At 58.0% G+C, this 18,068-nt stretch carries 17 protein-coding genes; 11 read left to right on the top strand and 6 right to left on the bottom strand.

Features of this window, described 5'->3' with window-relative positions; all coding sequences use genetic code 11:
- Positions 1-124 precede the first annotated feature (124 nt).
- From rpsD to PQR63_RS00380, 8 genes are all read left to right on the top strand, one after another.
- On the top strand, positions 125-748 hold the full coding sequence (gene rpsD, locus PQR63_RS00415) for a 30S ribosomal protein S4 (RefSeq protein WP_016836019.1): 624 nt from the start codon (positions 125-127) through the stop codon (positions 746-748).
- 104 nt (positions 749-852) lie between these two features.
- Positions 853-1,830 carry a DNA-directed RNA polymerase subunit alpha gene (locus PQR63_RS00410; protein ID WP_007875351.1) on the top strand — a complete coding sequence of 326 codons (978 nt, stop codon included), beginning with the start codon at positions 853-855 and terminating at the stop codon, positions 1,828-1,830.
- Between the two features lie 190 nt (positions 1,831-2,020).
- Positions 2,021-2,410: a 50S ribosomal protein L17 gene (rplQ, locus tag PQR63_RS00405; RefSeq protein WP_050479914.1), complete on the top strand. Its 390-nt coding sequence runs from the start codon at positions 2,021-2,023 to the stop codon at positions 2,408-2,410.
- Positions 2,411-2,690: 280 nt separating this feature from the next.
- Positions 2,691-3,632 carry an ATP-binding cassette domain-containing protein gene (locus tag PQR63_RS00400; RefSeq protein ID WP_408164701.1) on the top strand — a complete coding sequence of 314 codons (942 nt, stop codon included), beginning with the start codon at positions 2,691-2,693 and terminating at the stop codon, positions 3,630-3,632.
- A 25-nt stretch (positions 3,633-3,657) separates the two neighbouring features.
- A complete protein-coding gene (locus PQR63_RS00395) occupies positions 3,658-4,434 on the top strand; it encodes an ABC transporter permease (protein WP_094565758.1) in 777 nt (258 codons plus the stop codon).
- 35 nt (positions 4,435-4,469) lie between these two features.
- Complete coding sequence (gene cutA, locus PQR63_RS00390; RefSeq protein WP_408164699.1) at positions 4,470-4,802, top strand: divalent-cation tolerance protein CutA; 333 nt, start codon at positions 4,470-4,472, stop codon at positions 4,800-4,802.
- A 121-nt stretch (positions 4,803-4,923) separates the two neighbouring features.
- Complete coding sequence (gene dsbD / locus PQR63_RS00385) at positions 4,924-6,654, top strand: protein-disulfide reductase DsbD (protein WP_408165344.1); 1,731 nt, start codon at positions 4,924-4,926, stop codon at positions 6,652-6,654.
- A gap of 323 nt (positions 6,655-6,977) precedes the next feature.
- Positions 6,978-7,616 carry a peroxiredoxin gene (locus tag PQR63_RS00380; protein WP_408164697.1) on the top strand — a complete coding sequence of 213 codons (639 nt, stop codon included), beginning with the start codon at positions 6,978-6,980 and terminating at the stop codon, positions 7,614-7,616.
- A 98-nt stretch (positions 7,617-7,714) separates the two neighbouring features.
- On the opposite strand, the gene PQR63_RS00375 is transcribed toward PQR63_RS00380, so the two are convergent.
- Positions 7,715-8,656 carry a LysR substrate-binding domain-containing protein gene (locus PQR63_RS00375; RefSeq protein WP_408164695.1) on the bottom strand — a complete coding sequence of 314 codons (942 nt, stop codon included), beginning with the start codon at positions 8,654-8,656 and terminating at the stop codon, positions 7,715-7,717.
- 182 nt (positions 8,657-8,838) lie between these two features.
- Here PQR63_RS00375 and gbd point away from each other — a divergent pair, with 182 nt between their 5' ends.
- The 3 genes from gbd (at position 8,839) to PQR63_RS00360 (ending at position 12,882) form a co-directional block, all read left to right on the top strand.
- The gene (gene gbd / locus PQR63_RS00370) at positions 8,839-9,978 is read left to right on the top strand and encodes a 4-hydroxybutyrate dehydrogenase (RefSeq protein WP_408164693.1); all 1,140 of its coding nucleotides are present in this window, start codon (positions 8,839-8,841) and stop codon (positions 9,976-9,978) included.
- Positions 9,979-9,992: 14 nt separating this feature from the next.
- On the top strand, positions 9,993-11,588 hold the full coding sequence (locus PQR63_RS00365) for an aldehyde dehydrogenase (NADP(+)) (RefSeq protein ID WP_408164691.1): 1,596 nt from the start codon (positions 9,993-9,995) through the stop codon (positions 11,586-11,588).
- 109 nt (positions 11,589-11,697) lie between these two features.
- Positions 11,698-12,882, top strand: a complete 1,185-nt coding sequence (locus PQR63_RS00360) for an ABC transporter substrate-binding protein (RefSeq protein ID WP_408165342.1) — start codon at positions 11,698-11,700, stop codon at positions 12,880-12,882.
- A gap of 254 nt (positions 12,883-13,136) precedes the next feature.
- On the opposite strand, the gene cuyB is transcribed toward PQR63_RS00360, so the two are convergent.
- From cuyB to hemB, 5 genes are all read right to left on the bottom strand, one after another.
- A complete protein-coding gene (gene cuyB / locus PQR63_RS00355) occupies positions 13,137-13,838 on the bottom strand; it encodes a cysteate racemase (protein ID WP_408164689.1) in 702 nt (233 codons plus the stop codon).
- Complete coding sequence (locus tag PQR63_RS00350; RefSeq protein WP_408164687.1) at positions 13,835-14,647, bottom strand: ABC transporter ATP-binding protein; 813 nt, start codon at positions 14,645-14,647, stop codon at positions 13,835-13,837. Before PQR63_RS00350 ends, cuyB begins: the two co-directional genes overlap by 4 nt.
- Positions 14,644-15,453 carry an ABC transporter permease gene (locus tag PQR63_RS00345; RefSeq protein ID WP_408164685.1) on the bottom strand — a complete coding sequence of 270 codons (810 nt, stop codon included), beginning with the start codon at positions 15,451-15,453 and terminating at the stop codon, positions 14,644-14,646. The genes PQR63_RS00350 and PQR63_RS00345 overlap by 4 nt, the downstream gene beginning before the upstream one ends.
- A 28-nt stretch (positions 15,454-15,481) precedes the next feature.
- Positions 15,482-16,513, bottom strand: a complete 1,032-nt coding sequence (locus PQR63_RS00340) for a taurine ABC transporter substrate-binding protein (RefSeq protein ID WP_408164683.1) — start codon at positions 16,511-16,513, stop codon at positions 15,482-15,484.
- 293 nt (positions 16,514-16,806) lie between these two features.
- Positions 16,807-17,820, bottom strand: a complete 1,014-nt coding sequence (hemB, locus tag PQR63_RS00335) for a porphobilinogen synthase (RefSeq protein WP_408164681.1) — start codon at positions 17,818-17,820, stop codon at positions 16,807-16,809.
- Between the last annotated feature and the right edge of the window lie 248 nt (positions 17,821-18,068).

Here is an 18,068-nt window from a genome sequence, read left to right as displayed (position 1 = left end):
CGGAAATCACCCGCCAATGACCTTGGCGGGTTTTGTTCTTAAGCCCACTGTTTGATAGCACGCAGATCAAACTAGCGTTCAGGCCAGCGATGGTCTTGGAACGTCATTTAATAAAGGAAATACCGTGGCACGTTATATCGGACCAAAAGCAAAACTTTCCCGCCGCGAAGGCACCGACCTGTTCCTCAAGAGCGCACGCCGCTCGCTGGATTCCAAGTGCAAACTGGATTCCAAGCCAGGTCAACACGGTCGCACTTCCGGTGCTCGCACTTCGGACTACGGCAACCAATTGCGCGAAAAGCAAAAGGTCAAGCGTATCTACGGCGTGCTCGAGCGCCAATTCCGCCGCTACTTCGCTGAAGCGGACCGTCGCAAGGGCAACACCGGTGAAACACTGCTGAAGTTGCTGGAAGCGCGTCTGGACAACGTCGTTTATCGCATGGGCTTCGGCTCGACTCGCGCCGAAGCGCGTCAGCTGGTGTCCCACAAGGCGCTGACTGTTAACGGTATCGTCGTGAACATCGCTTCGTACCAAGTCAAGGCTGGTGACGTTGTTGCCGTTCGCGAAAAGGCCAAGAAGCAAGTGCGTATCGCTGAAGCGCTGTCGCTGGCTGAGCAGTCCGGTTTCCCATCGTGGGTTTCCGTTGATGCGAAGAAGCTGGAAGGCACTTACAAGACTTCCCCGGACCGTAACGAAATCGCTAACGACGTCAACGAATCGCTGATCGTCGAACTGTATTCGCGTTAATCCGTACCCTGATTTTCCCTGTGCCCACCTATCGGTGGGCATTTTTCCGACATGCCATCAGCCTTATCGGTGTAACGAACCGAGGGTATTGAAAAGGACATTTCATGCAAAATAGTTTGTTGAAGCCACGTATTATCGAAGTTGAAGCGCTCGGCGCCGGTCACGCAAAAGTCGTGATGGAGCCGTTCGAACGTGGTTATGGCCACACTCTGGGCAACGCGCTGCGCCGCGTTCTGCTGTCGTCGATGATCGGTTATGCCCCAACCGAAGTCACCATCGCCGGCGTCGTACATGAATATTCTTCCCTCGACGGCGTGCAAGAAGACGTCGTTGACATCCTGTTGAACCTGAAGGGCGTGGTCTTCAAGTTGCATAATCGCGACGAAGTCACTCTGACCCTGAAGAAGGAAGGCGAAGGCGTGGTGCTGGCATCGGATATCGATCTGCCGCACGATGTTGAGCTGATCAATCCTGACCACGTGATTGCCAATCTGACAGCAGGCGGCAAGCTGGACATGCAGATCAAGGTCGAAAAGGGCCGTGGCTATGTGCCGGGTAACGTTCGCCGTTTGTCCGAAGATGCAAACAAGACCATCGGTCGCATCATCCTGGACGCGTCGTTCTCGCCAGTGCGCCGTGTTTCCTACGCTGTTGAATCGGCGCGTGTGGAACAACGTACCGACCTGGACAAGCTGGTCATCAATATCGAAACCAACGGTGTGATCACCCCTGAAGAAGCGATCCGTCAATCGGCCCGCGTCCTGGTTGATCAACTGAACGTGTTCGCTGCTCTGGAAGGTACCGAAGCGACTGCCGAAGCACCATCGCGCGCACCGCAAGTCGATCCTATCCTGTTGCGTCCGGTCGACGATCTGGAACTGACTGTCCGTTCGGCAAACTGCCTGAAGGCCGAAAACATTTACTACATTGGCGATCTGATCCAACGTAGCGAAAATGAACTGCTGAAGACGCCGAATCTGGGCCGCAAGTCCCTGAACGAAATCAAGGAAGTTCTGGCATCCCGCGGTCTGACCCTGGGCATGAAGCTGGAAAACTGGCCGCCAGCCGGCCTGGAAAAGTAATTGTTGCAATGATGGCGAGCGCTTGAGAGATCGCTCGCCAGACAAAGCAAGTCAGAACTGAATCAAGCAGCACCGTAGTAGAAGCGACAAGTCCTGGCAACAGGCAATAACCTAATCGATACCGGTCCGCGGCAACTAGACACTGCCGATAGAAGAGCTGGATTAAAACTGTAATCTGAAAGGAAATATCATGCGTCACCGTCACGGTCTCCGTAAACTGAATCGTACTTCCTCGCACCGCCTGGCAATGCTGCGCAACATGACAGTATCCCTGCTGCGCCACGAAGCCATCAAGACAACTTTGCCAAAAGCCAAGGAACTGCGCCGCGTTGTCGAGCCTATCCTGACTCTGGGCAAGACCGATACACTGGCTAACAAGCGTCTGGCATTCTCCCGCCTGCGCGACCGCGAAATCGTCGGCAAGCTGTTCTCCGAACTGGGCCCACGTTACGCTACCCGTAACGGCGGCTACCTGCGCATCCTGAAAATGGGTTTCCGCGTCGGCGATAACGCACCGATGGCTTTCGTTGAACTGGTCGATCGTCCAGACGTCTCCGAAGAAGCGCCAAGCGTTGAGTAATCTCAGCTGCATGCAGACATCGCGTCAAGCACGATGAAGAAAAGCCAGGCTCTGCCTGGCTTTTTGCATTTCCGGGTTTCAGAATGCGGATGCGCTTGTAAGGTCGGCAGTACATGAAACGACCAAAGCTGCAGACGGTCGAAGAGTCTGAGGTACAGATCGCCACGTGCTATCTAAGCAGTTGGACGATCAAACGATCATCAGGACAGACAGCTATAAGGCACGAACCCGTGGGTTGAATTGAACGGCAGTCAGCGTGACAGGCGACCACAAGGACAACATGGCAGAAACCACAGAGACATCGATACTTTCAGTCCGCAATTTACATAAAGCCTTTGGCTCCGGCGCTGAACGTACAGCCATCATCAATGACCTCAGTTTTGCGCTGCGTCGTGGCGAATGCTATGGTCTGCTCGGTCCTAATGGCGCGGGCAAGACAACGACGTTGCGCCTGTGTCTCGGATTGTCTACGCCTGACAGTGGCGAGATTCTGCTGAACGGTCAACAGATTCCCGATCACGCGCGCATTGCGCGCATGCGTGTCGGCGTCGTACCGCAGGCCGACAATCTCGATCCTGATTTCACAGTGCAAGAGAATCTGCTGGTCTTCGCGCGCTATTTTGGTATTGCCGACGACGTGACGCGATTAAGGATTCCGGAACTGCTCGAATTCGCTAACCTGACCGCGAAGAAAGACGCGCGCATTGGCGAGCTGTCTGGCGGCATGAAGCGTCGTCTGACGCTTGCGCGGGCACTGGTCAATGATCCCGATCTGCTCTTCATGGATGAACCGACCACCGGTCTGGATCCACAGGCGCGCCATATGATCTGGGAGCGCCTCAAGAGCCTGCTTGCGCGCGGCAAGACGATCTTGCTGACGACGCACTTCATGGATGAAGCCGAGCGCCTGTGCGACCGTCTCGCGGTGATCGATCACGGCAAGATGATTGCCGAGGGCTCGCCGCAGAGTCTGATCGCGCAGCATATTGAATCCGAAGTGTTGGAAGTCTACGGCGAAAGCGCCAGGTCCTGGGCTGAGCAACACGGTCACGGCAATGCCTCTCGCGTCGAATACAGCGGTGAAACGGTGTTCTGCTACACCAACGACGTGCGGCCGTTGCTGGCCACCCTGCAGCATGCGCAGGGGCTGCGCTATCTGCATCGGCCGGCCAATCTGGAAGATCTTTTCCTGAAGCTGACCGGCCGCGAGATGCGCGATTGAGAACATCGAGAACCAAGGACCCGACATGACAAGCCTCTACGCCATTCCCGCATTCTCGCTGCGTTTCTATCCGATCTGGCGGCGTAATTTTCTGGTCTGGAAAAAGCTCCTGGTCGCCAGTGTCCTGGGCAACATTGCCGATCCGCTGATTACGCTGATCGCCTTCGGCTACGGCCTCGGCAGCATGCTCAAGGAAGTCGACGGTATTCCTTACATCCACTATCTGGCATCCGGCTCGATCTGCATGTCGGTCATGATGGCGTCGTCGTTCGAGGCGTTGTATTCCGCTTATTCGCGCATGAGCGTGCAGCGCACCTGGGATGCGCTGATGAATGCCCCGTTGGCGCTGGACGACATTGTGTTGGCAGAGCTGCTCTGGAGCGCCACCAAATCCTTGTTCAGCGGCGTCGCCATTCTCTGCGTGATGTTCGCGCTCGGCATCGGCCTGCATGTGCAGGTGCTGCTGGTGTTGCCGGTACTGTTCTTCGCCGGCATGACCTTCGCGGCGCTGGGTCTGATCATGAATGCACTCGCGCGCGGTTATGATTTCTTCACCTACTATTTCACACTGATTCTGACGCCGATGGTTTTCCTGTCGGGCGTGTATTATCCGGTTGCGCAGCTACCGTCGTGGCTGCAGCTGATATCGCAATTTCTGCCGCTGAGCGCGGCCGTCAATCTGGTGCGCCCGCTGGTGCTTGGCGGCTGGCCGCAGACACCTTTGCTGGATCTGGCGATATTGGCAGTGTATTGTTGCGGCGGCTTTTATGTGGCGATGATTTTTACGCGCCGTCGTTTTTGATGCCGGTTGCAACGCCACTCTCGGGGAGAATTGCCATGGAACAAACTCTGCTCGTCTTGAGCAATGTACCGGACGCCGAGCTGGCCAACAGCATGGCGCGTACTCTGGTGGAAAAGAGGCTGGCCGCCTGCGTCAATATCATGCCTGCGGTACAGTCGGTATATCAATGGCAGGGGGCCATCGAGCACGCCAGCGAGGTTACGCTGATGGTCAAGACGACGCAGGCGCGCTACGCCGAACTGGAAGCGGCGATCAAAGCCGCGCACCCGTATGATGTGCCCGAGATTATTGCGATCCCGATCGCGGCCGGTTTGCCGGCCTATCTGAACTGGATCGTGGCAGAAACAAGGAAAGAGTTGAATGTTTAAGCGTTTGCAGGTTGCCGCGCGAAGCGGTGCCGAATGGGGACAATCAGACCAATCGGGAAAACAAGGAGGCTGGAAAAACTGGCTGACTGCGCTGCAGTTGTTCGTCGCTATCGTTGCAACCATGTCGGTTGCATTGTTGATGCTGCCGACGACCGCGCACGCAGAGGACTATCTGGCCCCCGAAGTCGCGTTCAAGTTTTCCGCCACGATGCTCGACGCCAAGACGCTGGAAATCAACTATGCGATTGCCGACGGCTATTACATGTATCGCGACCGTTTCCATTTCAAGGCGGAAGGTGCGACGCTCGGCCAGCCTGATTTTCCGCACAGTAAAGTGAAGTACGACGACAACTTCCAGAAGGAAGTTGAAACCTATCGCAACAGCGTCAGCGTTCGCATTCCGGTCGACGCCGCCGGCGCGTTCAAACTGACGGCAACCGGGCAGGGTTGTGCCGATCAGGGCTTGTGCTATCCGCCGATGGATACCGTCGCGACCATGTCGCCGGACGCTGTCGGACAAGTCGTCAAAGCCGCCAATGCGGCTGATCCAGCCAATGTAGACAATGCCGGCGAAGCGGGTGCCTCCGACATGGACAAGATCGCCGCAATTCTCAAGAGCGGCAAGTTGTTGGCCGTGTTGTCTTTGTTCTTCCTGTTTGGCATCGGCCTGTCATTTACGCCTTGCGTGTTGCCGATGGTGCCCATTCTGTCATCCATCATTGTTGGTGAGGGCGCGCAGACCAGTCGCGGACGCGGCCTGCTGCTGTCGGTCACGTATGTGCTCGGCATGGCGCTGGTCTACACGGCTCTTGGTGTCGCCGCCGGCATGATTGGCGAAGGTCTCTCCGCGGCATTGCAGAATCCCTGGGTGCTGGGCTTGTTCGCTCTGCTGATGATTGGCTTGTCGCTGTCGATGTTCGATTTCTATCAGTTGCAGGTGCCTGCGGCGCTGCAATCAAAACTGACGCAGGTATCCGGGCAGCAGGGTGGCGGCAAGCTGGCCGGTGTCTTTGTCATGGGGGCCATCTCTGCATTGATCGTCGGACCGTGCGTCGCGGCACCGCTGGCCGGCACCTTGCTCTATATCAGTCAGACACGCGACGTGGTACTCGGCGGCAGCGCCTTGTTCGCCATGGCGATCGGCATGGGCGTACCTTTGCTGATCATCGGCGCATCGGCCGGCACCTTGTTGCCACGCGCCGGTGCCTGGATGGATGCTGTCAAACGCTTCTTCGGCGTGCTCATGCTGGCGACGGCATTGTGGATGGTCTCGCCGGTTATCCCGGCGTGGTTGTTCGTTGCGGGCTGGGCGGCACTGGGTATCGCGTATGGCGCTTATCTGCTGTGGCGGCAGCCGGCGCGCTGGATCTCACGTGCTTTTGGTCTGGCGTTTGCTGTCCTGGGATTGCTGCAACTGGTTAGCGTCGCCACCGGCGGGCGGGATGCATTGGCGCCACTGTCGCACTTGCGTGGTGGTGGTGCCACTCAGATCGCGCATACCGACTTTGTGCGCGTACGCTCGATTGCCGAACTGGACGCCGCCTTGGCGCAGACCGGCGGCAAACCGGCACTGCTGGATTTCTATGCAGACTGGTGCGTCTCCTGCAAAGAGATGGAAAAATTCACCTTCACCGATGCTCGCGTACGTGAACAGTTCTCGCAAATGGTCTTGCTGCAGATTGATGTCACCGCCAACAATGCCGACGACAAAGCCATGCTCAAACGTTTTCAGCTCTTCGGGCCACCGGGCATCATCCTGTTTGACCGGCAGGGACGCGAATTGCCGGGCAAGCGGGTAATCGGCTATCAGAGCGCGGATCAGTTCCTGCAAAGCTTGCAAGCCGTCCGCTAAGAACTTCACAGCTTTCTCGTCTCTCTGCTCTCTTAACGACGATGACCTGACCGGCATCGTCGCTTTGCTTTCACCTTCCTCTCATTTGTCGTCCTGCCAACTTCTTGCGTTCAGCGGCGCGTGAATTTGTCATAGCCCGCGGTTATTAGGTTAGGCGTTAATAGTTGTTGGAACGCGATCAACATAGACGCTATAGTTAACGTCCTGTTTAAGAGCGCGTTTCACGATCCGCACAGTTGTTCATTGCCAATTGCGTCGCTGCGTGGTTGCAGCGACGGATACGAAGCGCGTTTCCCTGACCAATTCGTTACTAGGAGACTAAGATGACCTTACGTTTGGGCGATACCGCGCCGGATTTCGAGCAAGATTCTTCGATCGGCAAAATCAAGTTTCACGAATGGGCGGGCGACTCCTGGGTTGTCCTGTTTTCGCACCCGGCCGACTTCACGCCGGTCTGCACCACCGAGCTGGGCCTGACTGCCAAACTCAAGCCTGAATTCGACAAGCGCGACGTCAAGGCCATCGCGTTGTCGGTGGACGGCGCCGAAGCGCACAATCAATGGATCAAGGACATCGAAGACACGCAAAAGACCGTGGTCGGTTTCCCTATCGTTGCCGACGTCGACAAGAAAGTCGCCGGCCTGTACGACATGATCCACCCGAATCAGTCGGAAACAGCGACGGTCCGTTCGCTCTTCATCATCGATCCGAAGAAGAAGGTGCGCCTGATCATCACTTACCCGATGAGCACCGGCCGCAACTTCGACGAAGTGCTGCGCGTGCTGGATGCGCTGCAACTGACGGACGGCTACACCGTCGCAACACCAGGTAACTGGAAAGACGGCGACGACGTCATCATCCCGTTGTCGGTCAAGGATGAAGAAGTCATCAAGCAAAAGTATCCAAAGGGTTACACCTCGCCACGTCCTTATCTGCGCATCACACCGCAGCCGAACAAATAAGCAGACGTTTAGGGCCAAGCTTGTCACCAAGTCAGGCACCCACAAAAAAGCGCTCCCGACCGGAGCGCTTTTTTTTACGTTTGCAATCAGTAGCGCAGCTACGCCAGCTCCGGCGGCACTTCAGCAAATTCGTCGATGAACAACTGCGCCACCGAGGAGCGCATGCTGCCGTGACGCGTCACCAACTGATACGGTTCGCTGCGCGACTGCAGTGGCAGCGGCAGGATGGTCGTCATGCCGAAGCGAGTGCAAAACTGCGCCACGTCGACCGACATCAGCGCGACGAAAGATGGATTTCTCTGTAACAAGGACAAGGTCGTGAAGGCCGAGGTGGTTTCCAGCAGATGCAGCGGGAAGCGCAGATTGGCTTCGTGGAATTCGCGTTCCAGCAGTAGGCGCATCGGCATGTTGGCCGAATAGACCACCCAGCGCGAGTCGGCCAGATCGCTCAATTGCAGCGTCTGCTGCTGCGCGAGCGGATGGTGGATGTTGGCCACGACGGCAAGCTTTTCGTTATGGATATTGATGCTGTCGTACAGGTGCGGCTGCTGACTGATGCTGGTACGGCAGATTGCCATGTCGAGCCGGCCCTGATCCAGCATCCGCAGCAGCCGTGCGCTGGTGTCTTCGACGATTTCTACGGAAAGGGCGGGGCGCTTCTCCAATAAGCGCGTGAGCGCATCGGTCAGCAGCGGTACCGCACCCATGATCACGCCCAGCGCCAGCCGCCCGCCATGACCTTGCAGAATGCCGATCATGTCCTCGCGCAGGTGGGCCAGGTCAGTCTGGATCAGTCTGGCGTAGCGGATCACGCAATGACCGAGGTCGGTGGCTTCCAGTCCGCGGTTGGTGCGCACGAACAGCTTTGCGCCCAAGGTCGTCTCAATCTCTTGCAAAGCCTTGCTGGCGCCGGGTTGTGTCAGTGCAACCTGCTCCGCCGCCTTGAGCAGCGAGCCGTGGTCGGCCAGCGCGGTCAGGAGCCGCAATTGCTTGAGATGCAGGCGGGAAGTGATAGAGCTGAGGGAAGGGATATCTTGCATTATTATGTATGAGTCCGAGTTATAGCTGTATCAATAGCTCTCATTAGGCAAAGCGTGATGATTGGCATACAGTTTCGCCTCTAAAGCTTGATTTGCGTAGGGAAATGCCGTGCGCAAAGACATTTGGAGACTGCCGGATCTGAATGGCATTGCAAGTATATCTATAACTTTAAGGCTATGTAATGGCACTGATTAACTACATTACCCAGGTTCAGTTCGACTACGGCGCACTCGCGCTGCTGCAGCAGGAATGCGACCGCATCGGTATTCGTAAACCGCTGATCGTCACCGACATGGGTATTCGCAACGCCGGCATCCTCGACAAGGTCGTGGCCCAGCTGAAAGACGGCGCACAAGTCGCCGTGTTTGATCAAACTCCCCCGAACCCGAATGAAAACGCCGTGCGCGCTGCGGTCAAGATGTTCCGCGACGGCGCCTGTGACGGCATCATCGCCGTCGGCGGCGGTTCGTCGATCGACCTCGCCAAGGGCGTGGCCGTATGCGGCACGCATGAAGGCACGTTGAAGTCCTTCGCTCTGATCGAAGGCGGCCTGGCCAACATCACCGCCAAGACGGCGCCTGTGATCGCCATTCCAACCACTGCGGGTACCGGCAGCGAAGTCGGTCGTGGTGCGATTCTGATTCTTGACGACGGCCGCAAGGTCGGCGTGTTGTCGCCGTATCTGGTGCCACGCTTGGCGATCTGCGATCCGGAACTGACACTGAATCTGCCGGCGATGATGACTGCGGCCACCGGCATGGACGCGATTGCGCATTGCCTGGAAACCTTCATGGCGCCGTCCTTCAATCCGCCGGCTGACGGTATCGCGCTGGACGGTTTGTGGCGCGCCTGGGCGCATATCGAACGCGCTACCAAAGAACCGCACGACCGCGAAGCGCGTCTGAACATGATGAGCGCATCGATGCAAGGCGCGATGGCATTCCAGAAGGGTCTCGGTTGCGTGCATAGCCTGAGCCACTCGCTGGGCGGCATCAATCCGCGTCTGCATCACGGTACATTGAACGCGATCTTCCTGCCTGCCATCATTGAATTCAACAAGGATTCGGAGTCGGTCATCAAGGAAAAGAAACTGGCGCGCATGGCGCACGCCATGGGTCTGGCAAATGAAGCCGATATCGGCCCTGCCATCAAGGACATGAGCAAGCGCCTCGGCTTGCCGACCGGCCTGGCCGAACTGGGCGTGACCGAAGACATGTTCCCCAAGATTATCAAGGGGGCGCTGGCTGACCACAGCCACAAGACCAATCCGCGTGTCGCGTCGGAAGACGACTACACACGCATGCTCACACAATCGATGTAAACGGAGAGAGACAAATGACCATCCTCGGACATAACTACATCGGCGGCACACGCAGCGGCAAGGGCGACGTCAAGTTGCTCAGCATCGCAGCAGCGACCGGCGAAGCACACGCAGTTCCATTTCTGACCGCGACCGAAGCAGAAGTCACCGCAGCGGTTGACGCGGCCAGCGCTGCCTATCCTGTCTATCGCGCTTTGTCGTCTGAAGCACGCGCCAAATTCCTCGACGCCATCGCGGAAGAAATCGACGCCCTTGGCGACGACTTCATCGCTGAAGTGTCGCGCGAAACCGCCTTGCCGGCAGCCCGTCTGCAAGGCGAGCGCAGCCGCACCAGCAACCAGATGCGCCTGTTCGCAAAGGTCTTGCGCCGTGGCGATTTTTACGGTGCGCGCATCGATACGGCACTGCCGCAACGTCAGCCGTTGCCGCGTCCCGATCTGCGTCAATACCGTATCGGCGTTGGTCCGGTCGGCGTGTTCGGCGCCAGCAATTTCCCCTTGGCGTTTTCAGTTGCCGGCGGCGATACCGCAGCCGCATTGGCAGCCGGTTGCCCGGTCGTGTTCAAGGCGCACAGCGGCCATCTGATCACCTCCGAACGGGTGGCTGATGCCATCGAACGCGCAGTCAAGCGCAGTGGCGTACCTGCCGGTACCTTCAACATGATTTACGGCGATCGCGTCGGTGCACAACTGGTTAAGAGCGCAGGTATTCAGGCGGTCGGTTTCACCGGTTCGCTGCGCGGCGGCCGTGCATTGTGCGACATGGCGGCAGCGCGTCCGCAACCGATTCCGGTGTTCGCCGAAATGTCGAGCATCAACCCGATCATCCTGTTGCCGCAAGCACTGGCAACACGCGGCGAAGCGATTGCACGCGATCTGATCGGCTCGGTCGTGGTCGGCGTCGGCCAGCTGTGCACCAGCCCGGGTCTGGTGCTGGGCGTACGTTCGCCGGAACTGACCAAGTTCATCGAACAACTGCGCGATGCGATGGCTGCACAATCTCCTCAGACCATGCTCAACAGCGCCGGTCTCAAGACCTATGGTGGTGGCGTGGAGCGTCTGAGCAAGGTTCCTGGCGTGGTTACCGTTGCCGCCGGCGGCAGCAGCGATACGCAGGCTGTGCCGCATCTGTTCAAGGCGGAAGCATCCGTCTTGTTCACCAAGGATGCGCCGCTGGAAGAAGAAGTGTTCGGCCCGGCAACAGTCATCGTCGAGCTGGAAAGCCGCGAACAACTGATCGACTTCGCCCGCAACATGCACGGTCAGCTGACCGCGACTTTGCAGGCGCAACCGGAAGATCTGCGCGCCTATCAGGATCTGATCGCGCTGCTGGAACACAAGGCCGGCCGTTTGCTGGTCAACGGTTTCCCGACCGGCGTTGAAGTCAGTGACGCGATGGTGCACGGTGGTCCGTATCCAGCGACTTCGGATGCGCGCGGCACGTCCGTCGGCACGTTGGCGATCGACCGTTTCCTGCGTCCGATCTGCTATCAAAATTATCCGGACGAACTGTTGCCGGCAGCGTTGCAAAACGCGAATCCGCTGGGCCTGATGCGTCTTGTCGATGGTGAACAAACCAAGGCTGTGGTGAACGATCCGCGTACAGCGTAAAGCAGTAAAAAGAGGGAGGTAGCGCGCAGCCATTCATGATGCTGCGCGTTACGGTGGAACCATAACAACAGAGGAGACGGGTTTGAAAAAATTTCTGAAACTGGCAGCGATGTCTGCTGCAATGTGCGCAGCATTCGCAGGCAACATGACTGCGGCTAACGCCGCAGGCGACACCATCAAGATCGGCTTCATCACCGATCTGTCCGGCACCTACGCCGACATGGACGGCCAGGGCGGTATCGAAGCCATCAAGATGGCGATCGCCGATGCCGGCGGCACCATCAACGGCAAGAAGGTCGAATTCGTTTTTGCCGATCACCAGAACAAGGCCGACATCGCCGCCAACAAGGCGCGTGAATGGTTCGACCGCGACGGCGTCGACATGCTCGTCGGTGGTGTGAATTCGGCAGCCAGCCTGGCGATGGGTAAAGTCGCCGGCGAAAAGAAAAAGGTCTTCATCTCGGTTGGCGCCGGCACCACGCGCCAGACTAACGAAGAATGCAACGCCTACACCATCCAGTACGCTTACGACACCACTGCACTGGCGCGTGGTACAGGCGCTGCGATCACCAAGCAAGGCGGCAAGTCGTGGTACTTCGTGACGGCTGACTACGCGTTCGGCACATCGCTGGAAAAAGACACCAGCGATGTGGTCAAGGCTGGCGGCGGCACCGTCGTGGGTCAGGTGCGTGCGCCGTTGGCAACGTCCGACTTCTCTTCCTTCCTGCTGCAAGCGCAATCTTCCAAGGCGCAGATTCTTGGCCTGGCAGTGGCGGGCGGCGACGTGATCAACGCCATCAAGGCAGCTAATGAATTCGGCGTCAACAAGACCATGAAGCTGGCGGGTTTGCTGATCTTCATCACCGACACGCACTCGCTGGGCCTGCAAGTCACACAAGGCATGTACCTGACCGACGGCTGGTACTGGGACATGAACGACCAGTCGCGCGCATGGGGCAATCGCTACTTCGGCAAGATGAAGAAGATGCCGACGATGTTCCAGGCCGGCGATGCATCAGCGGTGGGGCAATATCTGAAGGCAGTCAAGGCGACCGGCAGCACCGACGCCGACAAGATCATGGACTACCTGCGTAAAAACAAGATCAACGATTTCTTCACCTCCAACGGCGTGGTTCGTCCGGATGGCCGCATGGTGCATGACATGTACCTGATGGAAGTGAAAAAGCCGTCCGAATCCAAGCGCCCATGGGATTACTACAAGCTGGTGCAGACGATTCCAGGCGATCAGGCTTACATGACCAAGGCGGAGTCGAAGTGCTCCCTGTGGAAGTAATCATCAACCGGACATCAACGAAATATCAACCTGTCTTTGGACCGTAGCGGAACTCGGTCGCGGAACCCTTGGAATGTACTTCCGTACATGAGGATTATGAGCACCGCCCGACGCCGGATCATGGCCTCGCGGTAGTCGCAGCAGGTGCAAAGGCAGGTTAAGAGCTTCTGAGCAGAAGTCGGCGTAAGCCGATGCATTTCAGCGCATCTCGACTCACGTCGGGGTGCGCTTTTTTTTTGCGGCGTCAGAAGAGCTTATGTGTTTTGCTCGCGCCAATACTGCAGGCAGGTGCGTGCCAGCGCTTCATTAGTGTCGACCGATGCCGCGAGCTGGGGAGAGTTGATGCGTTCCAGACCGGTGGCAATTTCCGTACAGGCAAGCACCAGCTTCGTGGCGCCACGCGCCAGCAAGCGTTTCCCGGCAGCTTCCAGCAAACGCCCGCCTTCAACGATCTTGCCGTGCTTGATCGCATAACAACCGGGCATGAACAACTCATCGAGTTCGTCTTCCGTATTGACGGCGTAGCGCTGTCGCAAGGCGTCGAAACGGTCTTGATACAGGAGGGATTGCAAGGCACCACGCGTCGCCAGCAAGCCGACGATTTCCTGCTGGCCGCCCAGTTGTGCCAACGTCGCGTCGACGATGTGAAACAACGGTGCCGTACTCGCTGCTGCGAGTTCATCGAACCAGTGATGCGCGGTATTACAGGGGATCGCAATACGGGTCGCTCCCGCAGCATTCAACACAGCGATGCCTTGCAGCATCGCGGGCAAAGGCGAGGGGCCGCCGCGCGACAGGGCGAGCTGACGATCCGGGATTTGCGGCACGTTCCATAGTAGTGTCGGTATGTGCTGCTGCTCCGTTTCCACCTTATTCAACGCAAGCAGCTTGCGCGCAAAATCCAATGCTGCCAGCGGCCCCATGCCGCCGAGCACCCCAAGCAAAGGCGTGCTCATTGTGCGGTGCCGGTCATACTCTTGCGCGCTTCTTCACGCACGATGTGCAGTATCTTTTGCTTGAGCGCGCCGTAGCCGACATCGGCCACCAGCACCTCGACATCGCGCGGCCGCGGGAAGGGGATCTTGAACTCCGCACAGATGCGGCCTGGCCGTGCCGACATCACCAGCACGCGATCGGCGAGGAACAGCGCCTCGTCAACATCGTGGGTGATGAACAGGATCGTGGTGCCGGTCTTTTGCCAGACGCTGGTGAGCAGTTCCTGCATCATCAAACGCGTCTGAGCATCGAGCGCGCCGAAAGGCTCGTCCATCAGCAGGATTTCCGGATTGGGCAGCCAGGCGCGTGCGAGTGCAACCCGCTGCCGCATGCCGCCGGACAATTGCCACGGCATGTGATGATGAAAGTCCTGCAGGCCGACCAGACGCAGATAGCGCTCCGCTTCCGGCAGATAGACGGACTTTTTCACACCCGCCATGCGCGGGCCGAAGGTCACGTTGTCCAGCACCGACAGCCACGGAAACAGTGTCGGTTGCTGAAACACGACCCCGCGTTCCGGCCCGGGTTTGTTGACCGGCGATCCATCGAGCAGGATGGCGCCGCTGTCGGTTTGTTCGAATCCGGCAATCAGATTGAGGATGGTCGACTTGCCGCAACCGGAAGGGCCGAGCAGACAGACCAGTTCGCCTTGTTCCAACTCCAGCGAGATATCGGATAGCACCGGTGTGGCGGCTTGCTTGCCGGAGGCAAAACTTTTGCTGATGCCGGCGAGCCGCACGCGTGCGGGCAATTGTGCAATTTGGTTCATGCGTCGCGTCCCGCCCAAGGTACAAAAGTGCGTTGCAGCAGCACCAATGCCAGATCGAACAAATAACCGATGCCGCCAAGCAGCAGAATGCCGAGCATGACGACATCGGTGCGTAGATAAGTACCGGCGTTGATCACCATCCAGCCGAGACCGGAGTTGGCGGCGACCATCTCGGCTGCGATCAGCGAAGTCCAGCCGATGCCGATGGACAAGCGTACGCCGGTAAAAATTTCCGGTAAGGCATTCGGCAGCACCACGCGCGTGAACACCTGATAGCGGTTGGCGCCGAGTGTCTGTGCGGCGCGTATGCGATTTTTGCTGACGCCGACTGCGGCTGCCGCGGCGCTCACCACGACACTCAGGAAGCAGGAAATATAGATGAGGAAAAACTTGGATCCTTCATCAATGCCGAACCACACCACCGTCAAGGGAATCAGCGCGATCTTCGGCAGCGGTCGCAAGAACTGCACGAACGGCTCCAGTACTGCGCTGACCGGCTGCGACAAGCCCATTGCCAGTCCCAGCGGAATCCCCGTTGCAATGGCGGCGGCAAACGCCACCGTCGCGCGCAGCACGCTGACCCAGATGTGTTGCCACAACGAGACCTGGCGGTAGCCGTCGGCGAGGATGTCGACCGTCGTCTGGAAGATCTCGGTCGGCGGCGGCAGCAGCAAGGGATCGATCCACTTCAGGGTGCCGGACAGCTGCCAGACGCCCAGCACCAGCGCAACTGCGCCGGTGCTGACGGCAACGCGTTGCGTGGTGCTCAGGCCCGGCTGTGAGCGTGTGTTCACTGTGTTACTCATGCGTGCTCTCGCTCAATCATGTGCCGCATTACTTGCTTACCGCCTGCTTCAGGTAGGTCGTATTGATCGCGGTGGCAAACGATTCCGGAACGTCGCTCTTGCGCAGATCGCCGATTTCCACGAGGAAGTTCGCGGTGTCTTTTGCTGCTTTGGCGATACCGGAAGTCGGGGTGGTCGCGCCATTGCCAAGATACGCAGGGGTCAGCTGCTCGGTGTTGGACGGATACTCCAGGCCGGTCAACACGCTGCGCGCGGTTTCAAACGGAATGTCGAGGTGCTTGGCGATCAATTGCGCAGAGCCGTCCGGATCCTTCTTGTATTGATCGACTTTCTCTTGGTAAGTACGCAGGAATTTCACGACCAGCTGCGGATATTTTTCTGCGAATTCCTTGCGGACGACGAAGTTGTTGTAGATCAGGAAGCCGTCTTTTTGCAGTTGTTTGGTGACGAAAATCTCATGTCCGCCATCGGCTTCGAATTGTTGCGTGAACGGCCCCCAGACATAGGCGGCGTCGATGTCGCCACGCTTCCATGCGGCGACCTGGTCGGCTGGCTTCAGCGGCACCAGGCGGATCTTGGATTTGTCGAGACGATTGACCTTGATGGCCAGCTCCAGTGCATATTGCGCAGTGGAGTTTGGCGGGTAGGCGACGGTCTTGCCTTCGAGATCCTTGATGCTGTTGATGTTCTTGCTCTTGCGGCCGATCAGGCGTTCGCTGGTGGCGATGACTTCGGGCACGCTGATGATTTCAATAGGCAGTTTGCGCGCGACGCCGGCGACGGCCGGGCTGGAGCCAAAACGTGCGATGTCGATTTCTTTGGCGGCAAACAGCGACAGCACGTCGGCGCCGGTGGCGAAGGGAATCCAGCGCACCGGGGCGCCGAAGGATTTGTCGAAGGACTTGTCGATCTTGCCGAGAACCCAGACGCGCGGACCGCCAGCCCAGGCGAAGCGGACTTCCTGCGGGACGTCTTCGGCGTGAGCGATGTTGATATTGGCGACGCTAAGCGTGAGCGCGGCGACTGCCGCGAGTTTCTTGAACAGAGTATGCAATGTCATTCCCGGACCTTTTTTCTTGTTGAGCGAGAGGCGAGCGCGGCATTGTCATGAACATGCAAAGCGCGCCCGCCAAAAGAATCGGAGCCCGACAGGACTCCGTATTCCGCTGACTATAAAGAGTCCGGCGACTTTGTAAAAATACCAATTCAGAGATTGGATATCCGGATTTCAACTATGCCGCGTGGGTGCGGTGAAATCCGTGGAAGGGGATGGGTGCGAAAGAGAAAGGCGTCGCCTGAGTGGCGACGCCGGTAGATTTATTTCCCGCGTTACTGCGCGAGTTATTGCGTGGCTTATTTCTTGAGGTAGCGCGCGATGTCGCGGGCGAAGTAAGTCAGTACGCCGTCGGCGCCAGCGCGTTTGAAGGCCATCATCGCTTCCATCATTGCCTTGTCGTGATCGAGCCAGCCGTTTTGTGCAGCCGCTTTGATCATGGCGTATTCACCGCTGACCTGATAGGCGAAGGTCGGGACTTTGAATTCGTCCTTCACGCGGCGCACGATGTCGAGATAAGGCATGCCGGGTTTGACCATGACCATGTCGGCGCCTTCTTCCAGATCGAGCGCGACTTCGCGCAGCGCTTCGTCGCTGTTGGCCGGATCCATTTGGTAGGTGCTCTTGCTGCCCTTGCCGAGATTGGCGGCCGAGCCGACTGCATCGCGGAACGGGCCGTAAAACGCCGAGGCGTATTTGGCCGAGTAAGCCATGATGCGGGTGTAGATGAACTTGTCCGCTTCCAGCGCGTTGCGTACGGCGCCGATGCGGCCGTCCATCATGTCCGAAGGGGCGACGATGTCGACACCGGCCTGCGCCTGTGTGAGGGCTTGCTGGACCAGCAGGGCGGTGGTTTCGTCATTGAGGACGTAGCCGCTGTCGTCCATCACGCCGTCCTGGCCGTGGCAGGTATAGGGATCGAGTGCCACATCGGTCAGGATGCCCAGTTCGGGAAAGCGTTGTTTCAGCGCGGCGACGGCGCGTGGCACCAGGCCGTCTGGATTGGTGGCTTCGATGCCGTCCGGGGTTTTCAGCGAAGGATCGATGACCGGGAACAAGGCCAGCACCGGAATGCCAAGCGCGACGGTGTCTTCTGCGACATGCAGCAATTGATCGATGGACAGGCGTTCAACACCGGGCAGGGAGCCGACCGCGGTACGCAGGTTCTGGCCTTCCTGGATGAATACCGGATAAATCAGATCGGCCGGGGTGATGACGTTTTCCTGCATCATCGCGCGCGAAAAAGCGTCCTTGCGCATACGGCGCATGCGAATGGCGGGAAACTGGGAAGATGATTTGATAGGCGACGACATGTTGATACTCGCTAAAGCGCTTGAAAAAGGACATGAACGCGACGCCGAGGCGATGCCGGTGCGGAGGATGATTACCTTGGACCCGGTATGTTGTCAGCGGCGCCAAATGCAGACAAATTCAAACAAATTCAATTAAAAAATACTCAAAAGACGATAATTAAAAAATCCATTCGGCCTTTGAAACTTTTCTTCGGAGAGGGGTTCTTACACGCAGGCAATGTATGTTGCCTCCCGCTTCCCCTTCCCTC

The organism is Herbaspirillum rhizosphaerae (assembly GCF_046025915.1).
GTDB classification, from domain to species: domain Bacteria; phylum Pseudomonadota; class Gammaproteobacteria; order Burkholderiales; family Burkholderiaceae_D; genus Herbaspirillum; species Herbaspirillum rhizosphaerae_A.
The sequence above is the reverse complement of the archived record's forward strand: the minus strand, read 5'-3'. Positions and strand labels throughout refer to the sequence as shown.